The 24477-nt window shown below is 74.9% G+C and carries 14 protein-coding genes, 1 pseudogene and 1 riboswitch; of the genes and pseudogenes, 9 read left to right on the forward strand and 6 right to left on the reverse strand.

All coding sequences use genetic code 11. The features are described from left to right. The first annotated feature begins 87 nt into the window (after window positions 1-87). The 4 genes from ACZ6EM_RS04565 to ACZ6EM_RS04580 all read left to right on the forward strand — a co-directional run bounded on the left by ACZ6EM_RS04565 (window position 88) and on the right by ACZ6EM_RS04580 (window position 9596). Window positions 88-7395 (forward strand): amino acid adenylation domain-containing protein, encoded by a 7308-nt coding sequence (locus ACZ6EM_RS04565; RefSeq protein WP_465771661.1) that lies wholly within the window; start codon window positions 88-90, stop codon window positions 7393-7395. Beyond that, window positions 7392-7577, forward strand: coding sequence for an MbtH family protein (locus ACZ6EM_RS04570; RefSeq protein ID WP_401046573.1), 186 nt, complete (start codon window positions 7392-7394; stop codon window positions 7575-7577). The genes ACZ6EM_RS04565 and ACZ6EM_RS04570 overlap by 4 nt, the downstream gene beginning before the upstream one ends. Further along, window positions 7574-8977 (forward strand): DHA2 family efflux MFS transporter permease subunit, encoded by a 1404-nt coding sequence (locus tag ACZ6EM_RS04575; protein ID WP_465771662.1) that lies wholly within the window; start codon window positions 7574-7576, stop codon window positions 8975-8977. Before ACZ6EM_RS04570 ends, ACZ6EM_RS04575 begins: the two co-directional genes overlap by 4 nt. Before the next feature lie 70 nt (window positions 8978-9047). Further along, a complete protein-coding gene (locus tag ACZ6EM_RS04580) occupies window positions 9048-9596 on the forward strand; it encodes a Uma2 family endonuclease (RefSeq protein WP_401043279.1) in 549 nt (182 codons plus the stop codon). A 22-nt stretch (window positions 9597-9618) separates the two neighbouring features. Here the strand turns inward: ACZ6EM_RS04580 and ACZ6EM_RS04585 are convergent, their stop codons facing one another. The 6 genes and pseudogenes from ACZ6EM_RS04585 to fhuB form a co-directional block, all read right to left on the reverse strand. Next, window positions 9619-10476: an MBL fold metallo-hydrolase gene (locus ACZ6EM_RS04585; RefSeq protein ID WP_465771663.1), complete on the reverse strand. Its 858-nt coding sequence runs from the start codon at window positions 10474-10476 to the stop codon at window positions 9619-9621. A gap of 11 nt (window positions 10477-10487) precedes the next feature. Beyond that, window positions 10488-10555: riboswitch (guanidine-III (ykkC-III) riboswitch) on the reverse strand. A gap of 33 nt (window positions 10556-10588) precedes the next feature. Continuing rightward, entirely contained in the window at window positions 10589-10786 is a 198-nt protein-coding gene (locus ACZ6EM_RS04590) for a DUF397 domain-containing protein (protein WP_465771664.1), read from the reverse strand. Then, window positions 10783-10968 carry a DUF397 domain-containing protein gene (locus ACZ6EM_RS04595; protein ID WP_465771665.1) on the reverse strand — a complete coding sequence of 62 codons (186 nt, stop codon included), beginning with the start codon at window positions 10966-10968 and terminating at the stop codon, window positions 10783-10785. The genes ACZ6EM_RS04590 and ACZ6EM_RS04595 overlap by 4 nt, the downstream gene beginning before the upstream one ends. Then, the gene (locus ACZ6EM_RS04600) at window positions 10965-11780 is read right to left on the reverse strand and encodes a helix-turn-helix domain-containing protein (RefSeq protein WP_465771666.1); all 816 of its coding nucleotides are present in this window, start codon (window positions 11778-11780) and stop codon (window positions 10965-10967) included. The genes ACZ6EM_RS04595 and ACZ6EM_RS04600 overlap by 4 nt, the downstream gene beginning before the upstream one ends. A 67-nt stretch (window positions 11781-11847) precedes the next feature. After that, a pseudogene (gene fes / locus ACZ6EM_RS04605) lies at window positions 11848-12981 on the reverse strand (enterochelin esterase); the annotation flags it as partial. A 10-nt stretch (window positions 12982-12991) separates the two neighbouring features. Continuing rightward, window positions 12992-15169, reverse strand: a complete 2178-nt coding sequence (fhuB, locus tag ACZ6EM_RS04610; RefSeq protein ID WP_401043269.1) for a Fe(3+)-hydroxamate ABC transporter permease FhuB — start codon at window positions 15167-15169, stop codon at window positions 12992-12994. 107 nt (window positions 15170-15276) lie between these two features. On the opposite strand from fhuB, the gene ACZ6EM_RS04615 reads away from it, so the two are divergent. From ACZ6EM_RS04615 to ACZ6EM_RS04635, 5 genes are all read left to right on the forward strand, one after another. Next, a complete protein-coding gene (locus ACZ6EM_RS04615; protein ID WP_401043267.1) occupies window positions 15277-16293 on the forward strand; it encodes an ABC transporter substrate-binding protein in 1017 nt (338 codons plus the stop codon). A gap of 27 nt (window positions 16294-16320) precedes the next feature. Next, complete coding sequence (locus tag ACZ6EM_RS04620) at window positions 16321-17103, forward strand: ABC transporter ATP-binding protein (protein WP_465771667.1); 783 nt, start codon at window positions 16321-16323, stop codon at window positions 17101-17103. Between the two features lie 259 nt (window positions 17104-17362). Beyond that, window positions 17363-18220 carry a DUF4132 domain-containing protein gene (locus ACZ6EM_RS04625; RefSeq protein WP_452177715.1) on the forward strand — a complete coding sequence of 286 codons (858 nt, stop codon included), beginning with the start codon at window positions 17363-17365 and terminating at the stop codon, window positions 18218-18220. After that, window positions 18217-23313, forward strand: a complete 5097-nt coding sequence (locus tag ACZ6EM_RS04630; protein ID WP_465771668.1) for a hypothetical protein — start codon at window positions 18217-18219, stop codon at window positions 23311-23313. Before ACZ6EM_RS04625 ends, ACZ6EM_RS04630 begins: the two co-directional genes overlap by 4 nt. Then, the gene (locus ACZ6EM_RS04635) at window positions 23310-24476 is read left to right on the forward strand and encodes an ATP-binding protein (RefSeq protein ID WP_452177713.1); all 1167 of its coding nucleotides are present in this window, start codon (window positions 23310-23312) and stop codon (window positions 24474-24476) included. Before ACZ6EM_RS04630 ends, ACZ6EM_RS04635 begins: the two co-directional genes overlap by 4 nt. Window position 24477 lies beyond the last annotated feature (1 nt).

Here is a 24477-nt window from a genome sequence, read left to right on the forward strand (position 1 = left end):
CGTGCGGGGCCGTTGACCAGATCATATGAAGTTAGATTAGGCTAACCTAAGTAAGGCGTTCCGGATCCCCGAGGAGCTCTCCACCCCATGCCTGCCGTCGAAACCCAGATCGCCGACAGCCAGACCGCCGACGTCCCCCTGCTCGCCGCCCAGGCCGCGATCTGGTACGCCCAGGCCCTCGACCCCGCGAGCCCGGTCTACAACACCGGCGACGCGGTCGAGATCACCGGCCCGCTCGACGAGGACCGGTTCGAACAAGCGCTGCGGCAGGCGGTGGACGAGGCCCAGGCACTGAGCGCCGTCGTCGTCACCGGCCCGGACGGCACGCCGCGCCAGCGGCTGCGCCCCGGCCGCCGCTGGCCGCTGCACCGCCTCGACCTGCGCGCCGCCGCCGACCCGGCCGCCGAGGCCGAGGCCTGGATGCGCGCCGACCTCGCCCGCCCGGCCGACCTCGCCGAGGGCCCGCTGTTCACCCACGCGCTGATCCGCCTCGCCGAGGACCGCCGGATCTGGTACCGCCGCATCCACCACCTCGCCGTCGACGCCTACGCGTTGACCCTCCTCGGCGAGCGGATCGCCGCCCTCTACGCCGCCCGCGTCACCGGAGCCGAACCCGCCCCGAACCCCTTCGCCGGACTCGCCGAGGCCGCCGCCGAGGAGGCCGCGTACCGGGGGAGCGCGCAGTACGAGGCCGACCGCGTCCACTGGTCCGCCCGGATGGCCGGCGCCGACACCCCGGCCGCCCTCCCGGGAACCCCCGAACCCGCCCGGCCCGGTGAACCCGCCGAACCCGCGGCCGGCGACCGGGACGCCGTGCCCGGCGAGGCGGTCCGCCTCGCCGCCGACCTGCCCGCCGGCACCCGCGACCGCCTGGAACGCGCCGCCGACGCCGTCCGCGCCACGTGGGCCGAACTGCTCCTCGCCGCCGCCGCCGGATACCTGCACCGCCTGACCGGCGCCCAGGACGTGGTCCTCGGCCTGCCGCTCGCCAACCGGCGCGGTCCGGCCGCCCTGCGCACCGCCGTGGCCGCCGCCAACGTGCTCCCGCTGCGCCTTGCCGTGCACCCCGCCGACAGCGCCGAGGCACTGCTGCGCGCCGTGGTCCGCGAGCTGCGCGCCGTCCGCCGCCACCAGCGCTACCCCCTGGAGGAACTGCGCCGCGACCTCGGCCGCACCGGCGACCGCCGCGCCCTGTTCGGCCCGATGGTCAACATCAAGGCCTTCGAGAGCGACCTCGACCTGGCCGGCCTGCCCGGCACCGTCCGCAACCTCGCCGCCGGCCCGGTGGACGACCTCGCCCTGAACGTCTCGCCCGGCCCGGACGGCGCGCTGCGCCTGGTCATCGACGCCGACCCGGCCCGCTACGGGCCCGCCTCGCTCGCCGCCCACCGCGACGGCCTGCTGCGCTACCTCGACGCCCTCGCCGAGCTGCTGCTCACCGACCCGCGGACGCCGATCGCCCGGATCGACCTGCTCGACCCGGACGGCCTGCGCCGCGCCACCGAGGGCCGCACCGAGCCCCCGGCCGAGCGGACTGTGCCCGAGCTGTTCGCCGCCCGGGCAGCCCGCACCCCGGACGCCGTCGCCGTCCGCTCCGGTTCGAGCGCGCTGACCTACCGGCAGCTCGACGCCGCCGCCGACCGGCTCGCCCACCGCCTGACCGCCCTGGGCGTCCGGGCCGGGGCGCCGGTCGCGATCGCCCTGCCGCGCGGCACCGACACCCTGGTCGCGATGCTCGCCGTCCTCAAGGCGGGCGGTGCCTGCGTCTCCCTCGACCTCGCCCACCCCGCGCAGCGCCTGGCCGCCGTCCTGGCCGACGCCCGCCCGGTCTGCGCGGTCGCCACCGCCGAGTCCCTCGCCGGGCTCGACCTGCCCGCCGGCGTGCCCACCGTCCGGCCGGAAGCCGCCGACGCCGGGCCCAGCGGTGAGCCCGGGTCCGACGGCGAACCCGGGCCCGACCGCGAGCCCGTGACCGCCCTGCCCGCCCCGCGACTCGACCAGCCCGCCTACGTGCTGCACACCTCGGGCTCCACCGGCCGCCCCAAGGGCGTGGTGGTCACCCACGCCTCGCTGGCCAACCTGCACGCCGGCCTCGGCGAGGACCACGTCGCCCCCGCCGTGCGCCGCACCGGCCGGGACCGGCTGCGCGTCGCCCACAGCGCCTCCTTCGCCTTCGACGCCTCCTGGGACCCGGTGCTCTGGATGGTCCACGGCCACGAGCTCCACCTGCTGGACGACGCGACCTACCGCGACCCGGCCGCGCTCGCCGCCCACCTCGACCGGGAGCGCATCGACTACCTCGACCTCACCCCCTCCTACCTCGAAGTCCTGCTCGCCGAAGGCATCCTGGACGAGGGGCGGCACCGCCCGTCCGTCCTCGTGGTCGGCGGCGAGGCCACCCCGCCCGCCCTCTGGCAGCGCCTCACCGCCGTCCCCGGCCTGCACCCGGTCGACCTCTACGGACCGACCGAGACCACCGTCGACGCCTACGCCTGGACCCCGGGCCCGGACGGCGCCCCGCGCGGCCGGGTGGTGCGCGGCTCGCGCGCCTACGTCCTGGACGGCTCGCTGCGCCCCGCTCCCGACGGCGTCACCGGCGAGCTGTACGTGGCCGGCGCCTGCCTGGCCCGCGGCTACCTCGGCCGCCCCGACCTCACCGCCGAACGCTTCCTCGCCGACCCGTTCGGCCCGCCCGGCGGCCGGATGTACCGCACCGGCGACCTCGCCCGGCGCCGCCCCGACGGCACCCTGGAGTTCCTCGGCCGGGCCGACGACCAGGTGAAGATCCGCGGCTTCCGGATCGAACCCGGCGAGATCGCCGCCGTCCTCGCCGAACTGCCCGGCGTCGCCCAGGCCGTGGTGATCGCCCGCCCCGGACCGCAGGGCAAGCGGCTGCTCGGCTACGCCGTCCCGGAGAGCGGCAGCAGGCCCGACCCGGACGGGCTGCGCGCCGCGCTCGCCGCCCGGCTGCCCGCGCACATGGTCCCGGTGGCCGTCCTGCTGCTGGACGAACTGCCGCGCACCGCCCACGACAAGCTCGACCACCGCGCCCTGCCCGAGCCGGCCGTCACCACCGAGGGCACGGCGGCGGCCACACCCCAGGAGGAACTGGTCTGCGGCCTGTTCGCCGAGGTCCTCGGTCTGCCGCAGGCGCCCGGCCGGGACGCCTCCTTCTTCGACCTCGGCGGCCACTCGCTGCTCGCCGGCCGCCTGGCCGCCCGGCTGCGCGACACCTTCGCCGCCCCGGTCGGGTTCGCCGACGTGTTCCGGCAGTCCACCCCGGCCGGCCTCGCGGCCCTGCTCGGCGGGGCGGCCGGCCCGGCCTCGGAGCCCGAGGAGCGGCGTTCCGTCCCGGTGCCCGTGCCGCGCACCGAGCGGATGCCGCTCTCGCCCGCCCAGCGCGGCCTCTGGTTCCTGCACCGCCTCGAAGGCCCCAGCCCGACGTACAACATCCCGCTGGCGCTCACCCTCACCGGCCCGCTCGACCGGCACGCCCTCACCCTCGCCCTCGGCGACCTCGTCGCCCGGCACGAAGTCCTGCGCACCGTCTACGGGGAGGAGGCGGACGGCAGCCCGTACCAGCGCATCCTGCCCGCTGCGGGCACCGAACTCCACGACGGCACCGGCGACTTGGTCGAGGCCGTCCGGTATGCCTTCGACCTGACCGCCGAACCCCCGCTGCGCGCCACATTGTTCACCGGGCCCGCCGCGGCCGGCGGATCCACCCGGCCCACCGGCGGTGCGGACCAGCACACCCTGCTCCTGCTGCTCCACCACATCGCGGGCGACGGCGCCTCCACCACCCCGCTGCTCCGCGACCTGGCCGCCGCCTACACCGCCAGGATCGCCGGACTGGACCCCGAACTGCCGCGGCTCACCGTCCAGTACGCCGACCACGCGGCCTGGCAGCGGGAGCGGATCGGCACCACCGAGGCGCCCAGCGCGCTCGCCGTCCGGCAGGCGGAGCACTGGCGTGCCGCGCTCGCCGGACTGCCCGACCAGCTGGAGCTGCCCCTCGACCGCCCCCGCCCGGCCGTGGCGGGCCACCGGGGCTCCACCGTTCCCTTCGTGCTCGGCGCCGAGGCGCACAGCGCCCTGGCCGGGCTCGCCCGGGCCGCCGGCAGCACCGTCTTCATGGCCGTCCAGGCCGGTCTCGCCGCTCTGCTCACCCGGCACGGCGCCGGCACGGACATCCCGGTCGGCACCCCGGTGGCCGGCCGCGACGACGAGCAGACCGCCGCACTGGTCGGCTACTTCGTCAACTCGCTGGTGCTGCGCACCGACACGTCCGGCGACCCCACCTTCCGGGAGCTGCTCGCCCGGGTCCGCGCCACCGTGCTCGCCGCGCACGAGCACGCCGAACTGCCCTTCGACCGGCTGGTCGAGGAGCTCAACCCGGCCCGCTCGCTCGCCCGCCACCCGCTGTTCCAGGTGATGCTCGCCTGGCAGAGCCGCCCGGACGAGCGGATCGCCCTGGGGGGTGGCCTCACCGCCGACATCGCCGCGATCCCCAGCGGTACGGCCAAGTTCGACCTCACCCTCAACGCCGGCGAACTGCCCGGCGGCGGCATCGGCGGCTTCCTGGAGTACCGCACCGACCTCTTCGACGCCGCCACCGCGGCCGCGCTCGCGGAGCGCCTGACCAGGCTGCTCACCGCCGCCGCGAGCGCCCCCGACACCCCGATCGGCCGGCTTCCGCTGATCGGCGAGGAGGAACGGCGGCGTGCCCTGATCGAGTGGAACGGCCCGTCGGTGGCGACGGCTTCGGACGCCACCCTGCCCGAGCTGTTCGAGGCGGCCGCCGCCGCCAACCCCCACGCCGTCGCGGTCGGTCACCAGGGCGAGCAGCTCGACTACACCGAACTCGGGGCCCGCGCCGACCGGCTGGCCCGGCTGCTGGCCGCCGAGGGAATCGGCCCCGGCACCATCGTCGCGCTCGCCCTGCCGCGCTCGCTCGAACTGGTCGTCGCCCTGCTGGCGGTGGCCAAGTCCGGCGCCGCGTACCTGCCGCTCGACCCCGACTACCCGGCCGACCGGCTCGCCTACATGCTGGCCGACGCCACCCCCGCCGCCCTGCTCACCGACCGGGCCACCGCGCCCCGGCTGCCCGCCCACGAGGTGCGCCAACTCCTGGTCGACGGCCCGGAGTCCGAGCGCCACCCGGCCGTCCCGCTGGCCCAGCACGAGCGCACCCGCCCGCTGCGCGCCGAGGACACCGCCTACGTCATCTACACCTCCGGCTCCACCGGCCGGCCCAAGGGCGTGCCCGTCACCCACCGCAACGTGGTCCGGCTGTTCGGCGCCACCGACCACTGGTTCGGCTTCGGAGCCGAGGACGTGTGGACGCTGTTCCACTCCTACGCCTTCGACTTCTCGGTCTGGGAGCTGTGGGGCGCCCTGCTGCACGGCGGCCGGCTGGTCGTCGTCCCGCACCTGGTCAGCCGCGACCCGGCGGCCTTCCTGGAGCTGCTCGCCCGCGAGCGGGTCACCGTGCTCAACCAGACGCCGTCTGCCTTCTACCAGCTCAGTGCTGCCGACCGGGACCGTCCCGGCAGCGAACTCGCCCTGCGCTACGTGGTGTTCGGCGGCGAGGCGCTCGAACTCGCCCGGCTGGACGACTGGTACGACCGGCACGCCGAGGACGCCCCCGTGCTGGTCAACATGTACGGCATCACCGAGACCACCGTGCACGTCTCGTACATCGCCCTCGACCGGGCGAGCGCCGCCGCCGGGAGCAGCAGCACCATCGGCGTCAACATCCCCGACCTCCGGGTCTACGTCCTCGACCAGCACCTCCAGCCCGTCCCGCCCGGCGTCACGGGTGAGATGTACGTGGCCGGGGCGGGCCTGGCCCGCGGCTACCTCGGCCGCCCCGAGCTGACCGCGACCCGCTTCGTCGCCGACCCGTACGCCGAGCTGTTCGGCGAGCGCGGCACCAGGATGTACCGCTCCGGGGACCTCGCCCGGCGCCGCGCCGACGGCGTGCTGGAGTACTTCGGCCGCGCCGACCAGCAGGTCAAGCTGCGCGGCTTCCGGATCGAACTCGGCGAGATCGAGGCCGTGCTGGCCGCGCACTCGGCCGTCGCCGACGCCGCCGTGGTGGTCCGGGAGGACGTGCCGGGGGACAAGCGGCTGGTCGGCTACGCGGTGGCCGACGGCGCCGCCCCGGACGAGCTGCGCGCCCACGCCGCCGCCGAACTGCCCGTCCACATGGTGCCCTCCGCCGTCGTCCTGCTCGACCGCCTCCCGCTGACCGCCAACGGCAAGCTCGACCGCCGCGCCCTGCCCGCCCCCGAGGCCCCCGCCTCGGGCGCCGGCCGCCCGCCGCGCACCCCGCGCGAGCAGCAGCTGTGCGAACTGTTCGCCGAGGTGCTGGGCGTGGCCTCGGTCGGCGTCGAGGACGACTTCTTCGCGCTCGGCGGGCACTCGCTGCTGGTCGTGCGCCTCGCCGGGCGGATCCGCGAGGTGCTCGGACTGGAGGTCGGCATCGGCGCCCTGTTCCAGGCGTCCACCGTGGCCGCCCTGGACGCCGCCCTCGCGGCGGGCGCACCGGACACCGACGCCCTGGACGTGCTGCTCCCGCTGCGGCCCGTCGCCCCCGGCCGGCAGCGCCCGCTGTTCGCCGTCCACCCGGCCGGCGGCCTCGGCTGGTGCTACACCGGACTGATCCGCAACCTGCCCGGCGAGGTGCCGATCTACGGCCTCCAGGCCCAGGGCGTCGGCGCCGCCACCGCTGCCGAGCCGCTGCCCGGCACCCTGGAGGAGCTGGCCGCGCACTACGCCGACCGGCTGCGCGAGGTCCAGCCCGAGGGCCCGTACCGGCTGCTCGGCTGGTCCACCGGCGGGATCATCGCGCACGCGGTGGCCGTCCGCCTCCAGGAACTCGGCCAGGACGTGGAACTGCTCGCGATCCTGGACGCCTACCCCGCCGAGGGCTTCCGCGAGCTGCCCGTCCCGGACCGGGCCGAGGCGCTGGAGGCACTGCTCACCATGGGCGCCTTCGGGCCCGCCGACCTCGACGGCCGTCCGCTCGAACTCGGCCCCGTCACCGAGCTGTTGCGCCGCGAGGGCAGCCCCCTCGCCGGGCTCGACGAGGCCACCGTGGCCGCGCTGAACGAGATCTACCTCAACACCAACCACCTGGTGCGCGGCTACGACCACCGCCGCTTCGACGGCGACGTGCTGTTCTTCCGCGCCACCGTCGACACCATCGACGACACCCTGGTGCCCGAGCTCTGGGAGCCGTACGTGTCCGGCCGGATCGCCAACACGAACGTGGCCTGCTCCCACAAGGACATGACCCTGCCCGCCCCGATCGCGCACATCGCGAGCGTGATCGCCGACCACCTCGCCGACCTCCCGAAGCAGACCGACGATGGAGAAGACCACCGATGAGTGACGCCCCCGCCAACCCCTTCGACGCCGACGGCGAGTTCCTCGCGCTCGTCAACCCCGGGGGACAGCACTCCCTGTGGCCCGCCTTCGCCGCCGTCCCGGCCGGCTGGAGCATCGCCCACGGCCCGTGCGAGCGCCCGGCCGCCCTGGAGTGGATCACCGCGAACTGGACCACCCTGTGACCCCTCCCGCCACCCCCGGCGCCGAGGCCCCGGCGCGCCCCCTGCTCGCGGGGCGCGCCGCGGTGGTGGTCGCCTACACGGCCGCGATGTGCATGAACGGCCTGGACTCGACGATCGTCAACCCGGCGCTGTTCAACATCGCCGAGGACTTCGGCCGGCCCGTCTCGGCGGCCAACGCCGTGGAGACCGCCTTCCTGGTCGGCCTCGCCCTCGGCCTGCCGGTGGCCGGCTGGCTCGGCGACCGGTACGGCGTCAAGCGGGTCTTCCTCGGCGCGCTCGCCGCCTTCACGCTCGCCTCCGCGCTCTGCGCGGCGGCACCCGGTCTGGGTACGCTGTCGGCGGCCCGGGCGGTTCAGGGCGTGGCGGGCGGGCTGCTCACCCCGGTCGGGATGACCCTGCTGTTCCGGGCCTTCGCCCCGCACGAGCGGGCGGGCCTGGGCCGCATCCTGATCGTCCCGACCGCGCTGATGCCCGCCCTCGGGCCGCCGCTCGGCGGCTTCCTCACCGAACACCTCTCCTGGCACTGGCTGTTCCTGGTCAACGTGCCGATCGGGGTCGCCGCCGTGATCATCGGGCTGATCGGCCTGCGCGGCGAACAGGAGCCCCCGGCCGGCCGCTTCGACACCACCGGCTTCCTGCTCGCCACGCCCGGCCTCGGCCTGCTGACCTACGCCCTCGGCTTCGGCCCGGCGCACGGCTGGACCTCCCCGGGCGTGGCCCTCGGCGGACTGCTCGGCCTGGCCCTGCTGGGGGCGGCCGTACGGCACCAACTCCGCTCCCCCGAACCGCTGGTGGACCTGCGGCTGCTCGCCGACCGCACCTTCGGCGCGGCGAGCTGGCTCGCCCTGCTGACCTCGGCCGGGCTGATGGGCGCGCTGTTCGTGCTGCCGCTGCTCTACCAGGCGGCGCGCGGCGCCACCGCCCTGGACGCCGGGCTGAGCGTCTTCCCGGAGGCGATCGGCCTGATGGCCGCCTCGCAGGTGGTCGACCGCCTGCTGCCCCGGCTCGGTCCGCGCCGGCTCGCCCTGCCAGGCCTGCTGCTGGCGGCGGTCGTCCTCGCCTCCCTCGGTTTCGCCGAGAACCCGTGGGCCGTACGGGTGTTGATGTTCTGCGTCGGCCTGATCCTGGGCACCGCCGTCCTCACCGTCCAGATCGCCGGCTTCGCCGACGTCCCCGGCCCCGCGATGGGCCGCGCGATGGGCCTGTTCACCATCCTGCGCACCCTCGGCGGCGCCCTCGGCATCGCCGCCACCGCGGCCCTCATCGGCGCCCTCGCCGACGGCACCGACGCCACCCCCTACCGCCTCGCCCTCCTCCTCACCGCCGCCCTGGTCGCCGCCGGCACCCTGTTGGCCCTTCGCCTCCCCACCGAAGCTCCGGGCCCACCCCCGGAGGAATGACGCCGGTGCGGTCCGTGGTCCTCCGGTGCTCCGACTGCCCTACGGTGGTCGGAGCACCGGAGGAGAGCCCATGAACCCTCAGCACTACCGTCTGCTTGAAGAGGCCTGCCGCAGCCTGCCGGACGGCTACAAGGTCGAGCTGTCCGGTGACGTCATCGTCATGCAGACGTCACCGTCATCGATTCACCAGCTCAACCTGGCGATCGTCCAGCGCCAGTTCGAGGCGCACTGTCCTCCCGGCTACTTCCCGACGGGGAACAGTGACCTCTCCTCGCCCGAGTTCGGCACCGTTCGCAACCCCGACCTCACCTACCTGCCCGAGGACGTCATCGAGCTGGGCCGCGAGATCCCCGCCGACCTGGCGCTGATCGCGGTCGAGATCGTCTCGCCGTCCAACCCCGACAACGACTGGAGCGGGAAGGTCCGCGACTACCCGCGGATGGGCTTCCCGCTCTACCTGATCGTGGACCCCCGGCAGAAGACGGTGACCCTGTTCTCCGAACCCAACCGCGACCGCTACCACACCAGGACGGAGCGGGAGTTCGGGGAGAAGCTTCGCATCCCCGCGCCCTTCGACTTCGAGCTGGACCTGACCCGGCTGGTGCCCTACCGGGACTGATCGGCCGCGGGACCGGGGGAGTTCACTCGCTCGGCCAGAGGATCAGGTCGTCCAGCGGGTACCGGCGCGGCCGGTCGCCGAGTTCGGCGACGGCCGCCCGGATGCGGTCCAGGTGGGCGGGGGTGAGCTGGAGTGGAGGTTCGTCGGGCTGGTAGGTGGTGCGGATCGGGTAGTCGACGCCCGGCTCGCGGGTCATCTCGATGTGGCAGCCGAGCACGTGCGTCACCGGGTGGCTCCCGGCGAACGCGGCCAGCCGCTCGACGGTGCGCCGGAAGGCCGGCCAGTCGTCGATGTACAGCCGCCCCGGATAGACGGTGTCGCCGGTGAGCAGGAAGCCCGTCCACGGGTCGTAGAAGGTGACCGCCGCCTCGTGGTGTCCCGGCGTGGCCAGGCACTTCAGCACCCGCCCGCCGCCGAGGTCGACCAGGGCCACGGCCTCCTCGTCCCGGTCGAAGCCGAAGTACGGCCAGGCGGTGGGCAGATCGGCACCGACCAGGGTGGTCGCGGGCCGGTCGGTGAACTGGCCGTCGCCCGCGACGTGGTCGCCGTGCGGGTGGGTGTGCAGTACCAGCAGCCCGTAGCCGTCCCGGGGGTTGCGGGCGAGCCACGCCTCCACCAGCCCGTCGACCGTCGCGCGCAGCGGGAAGTACGCGGCCTCGGCCGTCGCCCCGGTGTCGATCAGCACCGCCCGCTCCGTCCCGAAGAGCAGGAACAGGAACGGGGCCTCGTAGTTGATCGCCTTGTTCTGCCGCAGGATGACGGTGTGCTCGTCGTACTCGTGGACCTGGATGTCCGGATCCGTGTTGTGCTTCGCGGACGGGGAACCGTGGATCCACCGCACGTCCAGTGGACGGGCGATCGGTGCACCGGCAGCGGCCATGACGCCTCCAGAGTGCGTCGTCTTGGCAGGCCGGGTACGGCGCACGTCTCGTCCGGGGCCGGTGCCGCTGCACCGCCCCGGGGACGCTAGCACGGGGGCCTTGGCAGCGGCTTCAGTGGTCCGGAGAAGCGAGGCCTCGGGCGAGCTGAACGAAGTCGGTCCAGGCCTCGGCGGTGAAGGCGAGCTGGGGCCCGGTCTTGTCCTTGGAATCGCGGACGCGGACGGTGCCCGGGGCGAGGGCGACCTCGATGCAGGCGCCACCCTCGCTCCCGCTGTGACTGGACTTGAACCAGGCCAGTTCGGTGTTCACATTTCCTTCGCGAGCTTGTTGATGAAGTCGGCCCAGGCTTCGGCGGCGAAGGCAAGCCGGGGGCCGCTCTTGTCCTTGGAGTCGCGGACATGAACGGTGCCCGGAGTGGAAGCGACCTCGACGCAAGCGCCGCCTTCGGTCCCACTGTGGCTGGACTTGAACCAGGCCAGTTCGGTGTTCATAGCTCCTCCGCCAACTTGGCAATGAATCCTGTCGAGGCCTCGGGGTTGAGGGCTCGTTGAAGGATCATTGCATGGCGTTGGCTCAGCAGGCTGACCTTCTCCGGCTCTGAGTGGAGCAGGCCCATCGCCTGTCCTTCCTCGTACGCCAGCCGCTGGTGCTCCGGGCTGTCGAGCAGGATGAAGGGGCCGTTCAACCCCGGGTGCGAACCCGAGCCCGGTACGACCTGAATGATGATGTGGCGTGCTTTGCCGACGGCCAGCAGGTGAAGGAGTTGGCGCTTGTGGGCTTCTCCGCTGCTGAGGGCGTTCCGCAGCGGCGTTTCACCGATCAGGAAGTTGAACGACTTCGTTTGGGTCGCGAGTACGGTCTGGCGTGCGAGTCGCGCCGCAACGCGCTCATCGATGGTGTTGTCATCGAGCGGAGGCCAGTGCGCGTTGAGGAGCGTTCGAGCTGTTTCCTCGGTCTGGAGGAGCCCTGGAATCAGCAGTGTTTCGAACCAGTGGATGACGACGGCCTCGGCTTCGTAACGCATGTACTCCTCAGCGAAGTACGGATACTTCTCGGGTAGCAGGAACTGCGCCCCCGCCACCAGGATCCCCTTCGCGTCGCACATGTCGTCCGCCACCTGCAGCAGGTGCATCGAGGGCTTGCGCCGCCCCGCCTCCATCGACCGCAGGCTCTCGATGCCGTATCCGGCCTCGGTGGCCAGGTCCTCGCGGCTGACACCCGCGCGGGTCCGCCACAGCTTGATCTGGTTGCCGCAGTACTTCCACGACATCGGCGGCGGCGCGGCGGACGAGGGCGCGTTCATGGGGTACCTCCAGGCCGATCGGTGCGAAGTTCGACGCTAGACGCCTGATGGCCTGGAGGTATGCGAATCAGCCCGAAACCATCCCCTCGGGTGACCCGAGCAGGTGCGCGAGCCCGTCGGCCAGGCCGCCGCGCCAGCAGGCGTAGTCGTGGCCGCCGTTGAACTCGTGGTAGGCGAGGTCGTAGCCGCGGGCCGTGAGGACGTCGCGCAGGTGGCGGTTCTGGGCGAGGAGCATCCACTCCTGGAGCCCGACCTCGATCCAGAAGCGGGCCTGCCGTCGTTCCTCGGCGGCGAGACGCCGGGTCAGCCATTCGCTGCCCGCGTCGAACTCGGTCTCGTCGGGCCACCAGAAGGAGCCGGACTGGGAGAGCGCGTTGCCGAAGCGTTCCGGGCGGCGGTAGGCGGCGTAGGCGGCGGTGAGGCCGCCCGCGCTCTGGCCCGCGATCACGGTGGCGGTCGGGTCGCCGCTCGCGCCGAACTCCTTTGTGGCCCAGGGCAGCAGGCGGTCGGCGAGGAGGTCGATGAAGGCCGGGTTGCAGCTCAGGTCGTCCGGGCGCTTCGGCCCCATGGTGTGCACCAGCAGGGTGACGGTGGGCGGGATGGCGCCGTCGGCCGTCAGGTTGTCGAGGGTGTCGCCGGCGGAGAGCACCTCGCCCCACATCTCGCCGTCCAGCAGCACCGCGACCGGGTACGGGCCACCGTCCGGCCGGTGTCCGGCGGGGAGGTGGACGTCGACCCGCCGGCCGGCCACCGTGTGGGCGAGCGTCCGTCCGCGCGGCACGCCGTCGCGCCGCGCCACGTACGGTTGTGCGGGGGCGGCGGGCAGACTGAGCACCGAGGCGGGGTGGCGGCCGTCGCGGGCGGGCAGCCGGGGCTCGGTGTCGTACGGGTCGGGGCGGGCCTGGTCGAGGACGCGCAGCCAGTCGGGCCGGGCGGTGCCGGGGGCCTCGCCGCGGAACGGGTACAGCTGGTACGAGGCGCGGTGGTCGGCGCGCAGCCGGTAGGTGATCGACCATGCCCCATCGTCCTGGCGCTGCATCAGATGCGGTGTCAGGTCCCCGGCATGGCGGTCCTTGTCGGTGACGGTGTGCAGCAGCGCGAGCACGCCGTCGCAGTCGCCGTCGTGATGGGTGAAGGTGACCAGGCGGTAGGCGGGATCGTCGGGGCAGAGGGCGACGAGCGGGGTTTCCACAGCAGTGACTCCAAAAGGCTTAGGCGGGGCTGCCCTTGCGGCCGAGCAGCACCCAGAGCAGGAAGGGACCGCCGAGGACGGTGGTGACGATGCCGACGGGGATCTCCACTCCGGCGAACAGAACCCGGCCCAGTGTGTCGGCGAGCACGACGAGCAGGGCGCCGGTCAGGGCGGAGCCGAGCACGGGCACCCGCGCGGGCCCGGCCAGCCGTCCGGCGATCACCGGCGCGGCCAGGGCCACGAAGCCGACCGGCCCGCAGACGCCGACCGCCAGCCCGGCCAGGGCGACGGCCAGCAGCAGGCAGGCGAGCCGGACCCGGCCCGGGTCGACGCCGAGTGCGGAGGCGACGCTGTCGTCGAAGCGCAGCACCGCCAGCCGCCGGGCCACCGCCAGCGCGATCGGCACCAGTGCCGCCAGTCCGATCAGGACGGGCGTGGCGACGGCGAGGTCGCGTCCGTTGAGGCTGCCGTTGGTCCAGATGTACAGCGATCCGGCCGAGTTGAGGGAGCGCCGGGCCATCGCGACCTGGATGACGGCCGAGGCGAGCGCCGACATGGCGAGCCCGACCACCAGGACCCGGTAGCCGCGCGCGCCGAGTCCGCCGGAGGCCAGGGTGACGACCAGGACGGCGACCAGCGCGCCGAGCGGTCCGGCCCACCAGGCGCCGAAGGTGCCCGCGGTGCTGGCGGAGATGAGTACGGCGGCGGTCGCGCCGTCGTTGACGCCGAGGAGTTCGGGGGTGGCCAGGCGGTTGCGGGCGAGGGTCTGGGTGAGGCAGCCGGCCAGGCCGAGGGCGGCGCCGGCGGCGAGTCCGGCGACGATCCGGCCGAGTCGGAACTTCTGTACCAGCAGGACGTCCAGCCGGTCGCCGTAGCCGAACACGGCCTGGAAGGTGCGGGCGAGGTCGAGTTCGCTCTGTCCGGCGTGCGCCGAGACCACGACGGCGGCCAGCAGGGCGGCGGCCAGGCCGAGCGAGGCCAGCAGTGCCCGGCGCGGCAGCAGCAGCGACCATGTGCCGTGCCGCAGGGTCAAGTCCGGCTTGGGCGGCGCCGGTTCGCCGCGTCGCGCGGCCGGCGTGGACTCGGCGGGGTCGGCCATGGCCAGGGCGGTGGAGTGCCGGGAGCGGACGATCGCGATCAGGGCCGGGGCGCCGATCAGCGCGACGATCACCGACACCGGCGCCTCGAAGGGCCGGGCCACCACCCGGGCGAGCACGTCCGCGCCGGTCAGCACGGTGGCGCCGAACAGCGCGGCGAGCAGGGTGAGTCGGCCGATCCGGGGGCCGGCGACGGTGCGGGCGAGGAAGCCGGAGAGCAGCCCGAGGAAGGCGATCGGCCCGGCCAGCGCGACCGCCGAGGCGGTCAGCAGGGTGACGGCGACGGCGACGGCGGCCCGGGTGGCGCCGGGTCGGTGGCCGAGGCCGCGGGCGAGGTCGTCGCCGAGGGCGAGCGCGGTCAGCGGACGGGTGGTGAGGGCGGCGAGCAGGAATCCGGCGCCGAGCACCGGGGCGAGCTGGCGCAGGGTCGTCCAGCCTTCCACCCCGGCCAGCGAGCCGAGCACCCACACTCGGTACCGCTCGTACGCCTCGGGGGAGTTGACGATCAGCACGTCGGTGAGCCCGCGGAAGATCGCCGCGACGGCGGAGCCGGCGAGCACCAGCCGCATCGGCGATCCGCCGCCCCGGCTGCTGGCGACCAGCAGCACCACGGTGCTGGCGAGCACCGCGCCGCCGAAGGCGAAGGCGAGGTAGCCGAAGGAGGTCTGCACGCCGAGCACGGCGATGCCGAGCACGACGCCCAGCGAGGCGCCGGCGTTGACGCCGAGCAGGCCGGTCTCGGCCAGCGGGTTGCGGGTGACGGACTGCAGTTGCGCCCCGGCGACGCCGAGCGCGGCGCCGACCAGCAGGGCGGTGAGGGTGCGCGGCAGCCGCAGGTCGCCGACGACGAGGGCGAGCCGGCCGTCGGCGCGGGCGCCGTCGTGGTTCAGCAGGTAGTCCAGCACCCGCCCGGGGCCGACCTCGCCGGCGCCGACCGACAGCGAGAGCGCGGCCAGGGCGAGCAGGAGGACCACCGCCGCCGTGACGGCCGGCCAGGTGGGGCGGGCACCCTCGGGCCGACGGCTCCGCCGGCCCGGTGGCGGCGAATCCGGCGCGGTGGCGGGGGGCGCCGCGCGGACGCCGGCTTGCGAGAATGTCATAAGGTAAGGCTAACCTAATGGCCGAGTCCGTCCCGTGGGGCACCCCCGTCCCGTCGAACTTCTCGGACGCCGCTCAACTTCCGTACCACCGTTGCCCGGAGGCACCCATGCCGTTCGCCCGTCGCCCGCTCAGCCCCGTCCGCCGCCGTGCGGCCCAGGCGCTGGCCGTCTCCGGGGCGGCCGCGCTCCTGCTCACCGGCTGCGGCTCCTCCGGCTCGTCCTCCTCGTCCTCGGGCTCCTCCACGGCCGCCTCCCCGGCGGCGGACGCGGCGGGCGGCGGCAAGCGGACCGTCAAGGACGCCACCGGCAAGGCCGTCGAGGTCCCCGCCGAGCCCAAGCGGATCGTCACCCTCACCCAGGAGGACCTGGACGCGGTGCTCGCCCTGGGCGTCAAGCCGGTCGGCATCACCAACGGCCAGGGGCTGGCCGAGCCGCCCGCGTACCTCAAGGACAAGGTGCAGGGCGTCCCGGTGGTCGGGAACCTGCTCCAGCCCGTGATGGACAAGGTGATCGCCGCCAAGCCCGACCTGATCCTGGCCGGCGACATGCAGGACGAGCAGGTGCTCAAGCAACTGCGCGAGATCACCCCCGCCACGCTGGTCACCATGGCGCCCACCGACGACTGGAAGCTCGCCTTCCGCGGCATCGGCAACGCCGTCAACAAGCTCGACCAGGCCAACAAGGTGATCGGCGACTACGACGCCAAGGCCGCCAAGGCGGGCGCCGAGCTCACCAGGAACAAGGGCGCCGCCGTCTCCATCGTGCGATGGAACCCCACCGGCCCGAGCTGGATGGAGAAGAAGCAGTTCGCCGGCGGCGTCGCCCTGGACATGGGCCTGACCCGCCCGGCCGCGCAGGACAAGGACGGCAACGCGCACAGCCCGGCGCTCAGCCTGGAGAAGCTCAACGAGATCGACGGCGACTGGCTGTTCCTGTCCACCCTGACCGACGACGGCAAGGCCGCGCTCAAGGACGTCCAGTCCAAGCCCGCCTACCAGGAGCTCGGCGCGGTGAAGAACAACCACGCCGTCACCGTGGACGGCTCGGTCTGGTCCACCCGGGGCGGCCCGCTCGCCGCCGACGTGGTCATCGGCGACTTCGCCAAGGCACTCGGCGGCAACTGAGCGTACGTCGAACCAGGGGGAGCTGCCATGGAGTTGACCATCCAAGGGCTCAGCGCCGGCTACGGGCCGGGGCGCCCGGTGCTCGGCGGCGTCGACCTCACCGTGCCGGCCGGACGGGTGGTGGCGGTGGTCGGCCCGAACGGCTGCGGGAAGTCCACCCTGCTGCGGTCCGTCGCGAGGCTGCACCGGCCGGACGGCGGGCGGGTCCTGGTCGGCGGCGAGGACGTGTGGCGGCTGCGCCCGCGCCAGGCCGCCCACCGGGTCGCGCTGCTGCCGCAGGGCCCGCAGGCCCCGGAGGCGGTCACCGTCGCCGGGCTGGTCCGCTACGGCCGCCATCCGCACCAGGGGCTGTTCCGCCAGTGGTCGGCGGAGGACGAGCGGCTGACCGCCGAGGCCCTGCGCGCCACCGGCGTGGAGGACCTCGCCGACCGTCGCCTCGACCGGCTCTCCGGCGGCCAGCGCCAGCGCTGCTGGCTCGCCATGGTGCTCGCCCAGGACACCCCGGTGGTCCTGCTCGACGAGCCGACCAGCGCGCTCGACCTCGGGCACGCGGTGGAGGTGCTGGAGCTGGTCCGCCGGGTCGCGGCGGGCGGGCGGACGGTGGTCATGGTGCTGCACGACCTCGCGGCGGCCGCCCGCTACGCGGACCTGCTGGTCGCGCTGCGGGACGGTGCGGTGGTGGCCTGCGGGCCGCCGCGCGAGGTGGTGGACGCGCCGCTGGTGCGGGCGCTGTACGACATCGACAGCCATGTGCTGGCGGCGCCGGGCGACGGTGCACCGGTGATCGTGCCCCGGGCGCCGTCGGTCTGACGGGGCGGATGGACGGGCGGGGCGGAGGGACCGGCGGGGCGGATGGACGGGCGGGGCGGAGGGACGGGCGGGGCGGCTGCTTTCGGGCGGCCGCCCCGCTTTTTTCGCCTCCTCGATCACTCGTTCGAGTGGTTTGAACTTTGCATGTCACGGCCCGAGTTCACCCCGCCCGTCGCGTTGTCAGTGGGCCTCGCTACGTTCCTCGCATCGCTGGTCAGCAGGCGATCGACAAGTGTTTCCCGGTGGGAGGAGTACGGCCGTGGCATGGGTGGAGACGGACGCGGGAGGGTACCGCGTCGCGCTCGACGGGGAGGGCAGGGTGGCGTGCCGCAACGCGGCGGGGCGCGACCTCAAGTCCCTGCCGGCGAAGCTCGGTGACGACCGCGTGGTCATCCAGCTCAAGCAGCTCGCCGAGTGGCTGGCCGCGCACGAGCGCGGCTGCCTGGAGGACGTCGAGCGCTGGATGGTCCGCTCGCTGCCGGTGCCCGCCGCCGTGCTCACCGCCGTGTGGCCGGACGAGGCCTGGCAGGGCGTCCTGAAGGACCTCGTGGTCACCACCACGGACGGCTCCGTGGCCGGCTTCCTGCGCGGCGTCGACGCCGAGCGCGGCCTCGGCCTGGTCGACCTGGACGGGGACACCGTGCGCCTCACCGACGGCGAGGTGCTGATACCGCACCCCGTCCTGCTCCAGGACCTCGACGAGCTGCGCGAGTTCGCCGTCGAACTCGGCGTCTCCCAGCGTGTCCAGCAGCTCTACCGCGAGGTCTGGCACCGGCCCGCGGAGCTGCCGGCGGGCACCGAGGTCACCACCTACGCCGGTGGCCGCTACCGGGAGCTGCGCGAGCTGGTCGGGCGCTGCAACCGGCTCGGCTGCCGGGTCCGCGGCGGCTCCGCCGTCCAGCCGGTCACCGAGGGCGGGCGCACCGTCGAGGCCCGGGTCTGGGTCGGCGACTACTACGAGTACGACGCGTGCGAGACCGGCGCGCTCAGCTGGGCCGGCCCCGACGGCCGTGCCCTGCCGCTCACCGAGGTCGGACCGGTCGCCTGGTCCGAGGGCATGCGGATGGCCGCCGCCCTGTACGCCGGCCGCACGATCCAGGGGGAGGAAGCCGCATGACCGCCACCGCGCACCCGACCACCGCGCACCCGACCACCGCGACGCCCGAGGAACTGCTCGACGCCGGGGCCGTGCTCCCGCCCGGCACCCTGCCCGGGGCCGGCCGCCCCGACAGTGCCGCCGACGTCCTCACCGCCCGCGGCTACACCCACCCCGCGCTCGACGGGCGCCGGATCGTCCGGCTCGTCCCCGGGGCGCTCGGCCCGGCCGAGGACCTCGCCCTCGACTTCCTCGGCCTGGCGCCGGAGGCCGCGCCCGCCGAGGTCGGCCAGGTCCGCCAGGAGGCGCTCGGCTTCCCCGCCTGGGCCCTGGTCCACGACCCGGCCAACGGCCACCACGCGCTCGCCCTGGTCAAGGAGCTGGAGCGGCTCGCCCGCCAGGCCGCCTCCAAGCCCGGCGCCGCCAAGGACGGCTTCGACGAGCTGGCCGTCCGCCTCGGCCGGGCCGTCCCGCACTTCCTGCCCACCTTCTGCGAGGAGGTCGGCCGGATCTTCCTGCGCCACGAGAACCGGACCTACGCCGCCGCCTGGTTCGGCAAGGCCCGCGAGGCCGAGCGCACCCACGGCCTGCCGGTGGACGAGGAGCGGCTGCGCGCCGTCTTCCTGGAGTTCGCCCTGGCCGGCGCGCTCACCGTCAAGTCCCTGCGCCAGTACGTCAAGGAACTCGCCCAGCGGCTCGACCCGCTGACCGCCTGGCAGCGCTTCCGCCAGCTGTGCACCGAGCGCTCCGCGGCCGGCATGGCCCCGTACGCCGGGGTCGCCGAGGACGCCCGCGCGCTGATCAAGGCCGCCGGGCTGGACCGCGCCGAGCACGAACGCGCGCTGCTCGCCGAGCTGCTGGACTCCCCGGCGGTCACGCGGGCGCCCGCCGCGTTCTGGAAGTCCTGGCACGGCGCGCTGGTCGAGCTCGGCCGCAGCGACGCGGCGGTCCGCGCCCGCCTGCTGGAACTGCTGCCCGACCCGTCCTCCTCCGAACCGGCCGCGCACGACACCGCCTGGCTGGCGCTGCTCGCCGAGACCGGCGCCGAGGACCTGCTCACCGGCCCCCGCCCCGAGGGCGCCGAACCGGCCGCCGCCTGGCTGCAGCGCTGGTGCAACCACCACGGCCGCGGCTGGCGCAGCCGGCCCAGCTGCCCGGACACCCTCGCGCTGGCCCGCCGGATGGTCGAGCGGCTCAAGGCCGACGCCGTCCCGGTGGACCTCCACACCGGCATCCGCGCCAGCCGGACCAGGATCGACCTGCTGGACCTGCTGCTCACCGCGGGCGTGCCGGTGGCCGGTCCGCCGGACGGCCTCGGCATCGAGCTGCACGACTGGGTCTCGGAGTGCGGCCCCGACAGTCCCGCCCTCGCCGCCGTCGGCGCCGACGAGCGCTACCGGCCGCTGCTGCGCCGAGCCGCCCCGGCCGCCTGGAAGACGGCCGCCGAGCGCGAGGTGCCCGCCCTGCCGCTGCTGAACGAGCTGTTCGCCGAGTGGGCCGAGGAGCGCTCCGAGGAGCTGTTCGCCGCCCGCGGCCTGGCCGCCGCCGCCGACCTGGTCCGCGCGTTCGCCCAGCACCGCACCGCCGTCCGGACGGTCGCGCCGGCCGTCGCCGACCGGGTCGCCGCCCTCGACGTCGCCGCGCTGCTCACCGACGCCCTCCGGGCCGGCATCCTGGACGAACTCGGCTGGCCCGCCCTGGAGGAGGCACTCGGCAAGATCGCCGACCCGCCCGCCGACGACGCCCCGCAGCACCCCGTCCCCAGCCTGGGCGGCGCGGGCCTGAGCGGCCTGGTCGTCGAGGACGCCTGGCCGCACCTGATCCTCGCCCGCCTCGACCGGGCCGTCGTCGTCGGCCCGGAGGGCATCGTGCTGGAGCACACCCTCCGGCTGCCCGAGGAGCTGCACCAGCGCAACCGGATCCGGCTGCGCCTGGTCGACGGCGAACTGCTGGTCGTCTGGTCCCACGAGGGCAAGCAGCTCGCCTACTGGTCGAGCCGCCCGGACGAGCGGTTCGAGCTGGAGGGCGAGACCATCGCCGGCTACTACTACGGCGACCGCCAGCCCGAGCTGCCCTCGCTCCAGCTGCCCGGTGGCGGCCGCACCACCGGCGAGCGCCCGCTGCACGCCGGCGACACCCGGATGCCCGACGAGCACCCCGTCCTCGGCGACGGCACCGGCTACTGGACGGTGCGCCACGCCTCCGACGGCGAGGCCGTCCTGCGCGAACTCGACCCGGCCACCGGCGCCCTGGGCCGCGCCGCCGAACCGCCGGTGATCGCCGCCACCGCCCAGGCCGGCCGGCTCGTCCGGAAGAGCACCTGGCTGCTGCCGCTGCAGCCCGGCCTGGAGCGGACCCCGCTCGGCACCGACGGCACCGTGCTCGGCAGCTGGGCCAGGGTCGAGCCCCACAAGGCCGTCACCACCTTCACGGCCGACGGGCAGCGCATCGTGCTGCCGCTGACCGGATACCGGTCGGACACCGTCCCGGTCGGCCGGCTCGCCCTGCCGGGCGCGGCCGCCCCGGTGGTCAGCCACACCTCCGGCGAGCACGTCTCGCTCAACCTGCCCGACCTTACCGGCCGCGCCGACCGCACCGTCGACCTGCACCCCTGCCGCGCCGGTGAGCTCTCCGCCGCCGGCACCCCGCTCGTTCCGCCGTTCCCGCACTGGCACGCCCTGCGCCCGCGTGACGAGGCCGGCTCCACGGTGCTGCGCGGCGTCTCCTCCGAGCAGGCCGCCCGGCTGATCGACGCCGCCTGGCCGACCGACACCGAGCCGGTCCCCGAGGACGAGCAGTGCTGGCTCACCGTCCAGGGCGTGCGCCGTCCGCTCGCCCGGCGCACCCCGCGCACCCTGCCCGTCCCGGAGGTCGGCGCGATCCTGCCCGGCATCGCGGACCAGCGGCTGCTGGCCGGCGTCGCCGGCCTCGCCCGCCTCGCCGCCGACCTGCTGGACCGGATCGCCCGGTTCGCCCCGCAGCCGGAGGCCGAGCGCCCGAGCACGAAGCAGAACACCGAGTGGCAGCCCGAGCACGGGCGCGACCACGAACTGCGCGACGCCGTGCGCGCCGTGCTGCCCGAGATCGGTGGCTTCGGCAACAACTGGGGATCCGCCGCGCACTGGTGGGTGCTCAACAACCTGCGTGCCGTCACCGGGGTGCTGGCCGCCCCGCCCGCCGCCGACGGCGAGGGCTGGAGCAGCCCCGCCACCCTCAGCCTGCGCAACGGCGACGTCAGCCACGGCTGGCTGCACCTGCTCGGCCGGGTCCACGCGCTGGCCCACGCGGTGGCCTCGCCGTTCACCGAGCCCGCCCACCGCTCCTCGCTGGTCCTGCTGCTCGGCGAGCTGACCAAGGGCCCGCTGGCCGACCGTGGCACCACCCTGCGCGAGATCGTCCTCGCCGAACAGGTGCCGACGGCCGTGAACGCCACCGGCGGCCGGCCGGTCGCCCAGCGCCAGGGCGAGGTGCTGCGGCACGGCGGGCGCACCGTCGTCATCCTCGGCCACCAGCGGCAGTACGCCGACGGCATCGTGCACTGGCTCGCCGTCGACCACGACCCGAGCGGGGAGTTCGGGCCCGTCGCGCACTTCACCACGGTCGAGGAGCGCGACACCGGGGAACTGGTCGACGCCGCCTGGGTCGCCGAGTTCTCGAAGGTCGCCGCGCTGCGCTGCGCCGTCCCCTGGGACGCGGCCAGGGCCGAGGCGTTCAGCGAGCTCACCGGCATCGGCACCGCCCGCTCCGCCCTGCTGCTCAGCCCGCCGTCCGGCCTGCTGTACTGGAACGACATCGCCGTGCCCGCCGAACTCGCGCTCAAGGCCGCCGATTTCAAGGCCGCCCGGACATGGCTGCGCGGACACGACCACACCGGCCTCGCCGCCGTCTGGGGCGCCCTGCTGCCCGCGGACCCGAAGACCCTGTGGACCGACGGCCCCGACCTCGCCGCCGGGGCCGAGGAGTGGATCCGGCGCTTCGGACGCCTCGTCACCCTCCCCGAGGAGGCGTTGGCCACCGTCCAGGGCGTGTCCATCGACACCGTCGAGGCCGTGCTCAACCTCTCCAGCACCCCGTGGCTGACCCGCCGCACCCCCTTCCGGGTCGTCAGCCAGGACGGCTCCGGCCCCCGGCTGGTCCCCGAGGACGGCTCCGCCGTGCCGGACGTCGGCGCACTCGCCTCCACCGTCGCCGCACTGCGCTGGCTCGCCTACCACCTGCCCGCCGACAGCCCGCTGCGCCCGCTGCTGCCCGCCGCCGCCACCGCGCTGCGCGAGCGCCTGGCCGACCCGGAGCTGCTGCTCGACCTCCACGTGACCAGCACCGTCAAGGGCAAGCCGCTGGCCGCCGTCCTGCGCACCCACTTCGGCCTGCCCGCCGAGGGCGGCACCGACCCGGACGGCATGGTCCGCTGCGGCCCGGCGCTCGTCCTGATGCCCCACCACGAGAAGTACGAGCGGATCTGGCTGCGCCCGGCCGCCCTCACCGGCCCCGACGACCCACTGCTCGAACTGATCGGCGGGCTCGCCGACAGCCACTGGTACCGCACCGAGCGGTCGGCCGTCGAAGCCGTGCTCCGGGGCGAGCCGGAGCAGCTGGTCGCCACCGCCACCGCTGCTGCTGCCGCCACCACCACCGTCCCGGCCCCCGGCGAGGGCCCCGCCTGGCTGCAGAACCCGCAGCAGTCCGTTCCCGCACTGGTCGCCGAGGTGTCCCGCACCCACGACCTGGGCGAGGACGCCGCCACGCTCTACCTCCAACTGCTCGCCCTGCCCGACCCGACCGACCGCAACACCGCCCGCTGGACGGGCTGGAAGCCCGCCCGGCTGAAGAAGGCCCGCGCCGAACTCGCCGCCACCGGCCTGGTGCTGGAGGCCAAGCGGGCCCGGGCCGGCCGCGGCCTCTTCCTGCCCGGCGGCTGGCTGGAGGCCAAGGCGCCGGCGCTGCCGGCCGAGACCTGGAAGGCCGCCCTGTACGAACTGCACACCCACCGGCCCGCGCTGGTCCCCCTGCCCGTCCCCGAGCTGTTCGCCCGGGCCTGGCAGCGGACCGTCGACGGCGACGCCCCCGGTTACGAAGAGCTCCAGACCAGCAAGCGCAGGAAGGCCCGCCGATGACCGCCACCGAGACCACCCCCGGCGCGACCGCCACCGTCGCCGCCGCGGACCGGCAGACCGTCCCGCCCGAGGAGAAGTACGCCGCCGAACTGGAGTTCCTGGCCGCCCACGACAGCGGCCCGCGCCCGCCCGGCTGGCGGCTGACCCCGCGCGCCGTGGTCACCTTCGTGAGGGGCAGCGGCGGCGAGAAGCTCAAGGCCGGGCGCAAGGGCCTGGTCATCGAGCCGAAGTTCGTCGGCGAGCGCGCCCTGGTCGAGCGCTGCGTCGTCACCCTCGCCGGGGAGCGCGGCCTGCTGCTCGTCGGCGAGCCCGGCACCGCCAAGTCCATGCTCTCCGAGTTGCTCGCCGCCGCCGTCTGCGGCACCAGCGCGCTCACCGTCCAGGGCACCGCCGGCACCACCGAGGACCAGCTCAAGTACGGCTGGAACTACGCCCTGCTGCTCGCCAAGGGGCCAAGCCGCGAGGCCCTCGTCCCCTCGCCGGTGCTCACCGCGATGACCGCCGGCGCGGTCGCCCGGGTCGAGGAGGTCACCCGCTGCCTGCCCGAGGTGCAGGACGCCCTGGTCTCGCTGCTCTCGGAACGGCGCATCGCCGTCCCCGAACTGGCCGGCACCCCGGACGGGCAGCTGCACGCCGCGGCCGGCTTCACCCTGATCGCCACCGCCAACCTGCGGGACAAGGGCGTCAGCGAGATGTCCGCGGCGCTCAAGCGGCGCTTCAACTTCGAGACGGTCGGCCCGATCGGCAGCCTCGCCGCCGAGGTCGACCTGGTCCGCCGCCAGTCCACCACCGCCGTGGCCCGGGCCGGCGCCGCCTACGCCGTGGACGACGCCGTCCTGGAGGCCCTGGTCACCGCGTTCCGCGACCTGCGCACCGGCCGCTCCACCGAGGGCTGGGACGTCGAACGCCCGTCCACCGTGATGAGCACCGCCGAGGCGGTCTCCGTCGCCACCTCGCTCGGGGTCAGCGCCGCCTACCTGCCCGACGGCGGGGACCTGCTCGGCCGGCTGCCCGGCCAGCTCCTCGGTGTGGTCCGCAAGGACGAGCCGGCCGACGCGGCCCGGCTGCTCGGCTACTGGGACGGCCCGGTCCGCCGCCGCGCCGAACAGGGCGCCGCCACCTGGCGCACCCTGTGGGACCTCCGCTCGGCACTGGAGGCCTGAT

The sequence above is a fragment of the Kitasatospora sp. NPDC041917 genome (genome assembly GCF_055589745.1).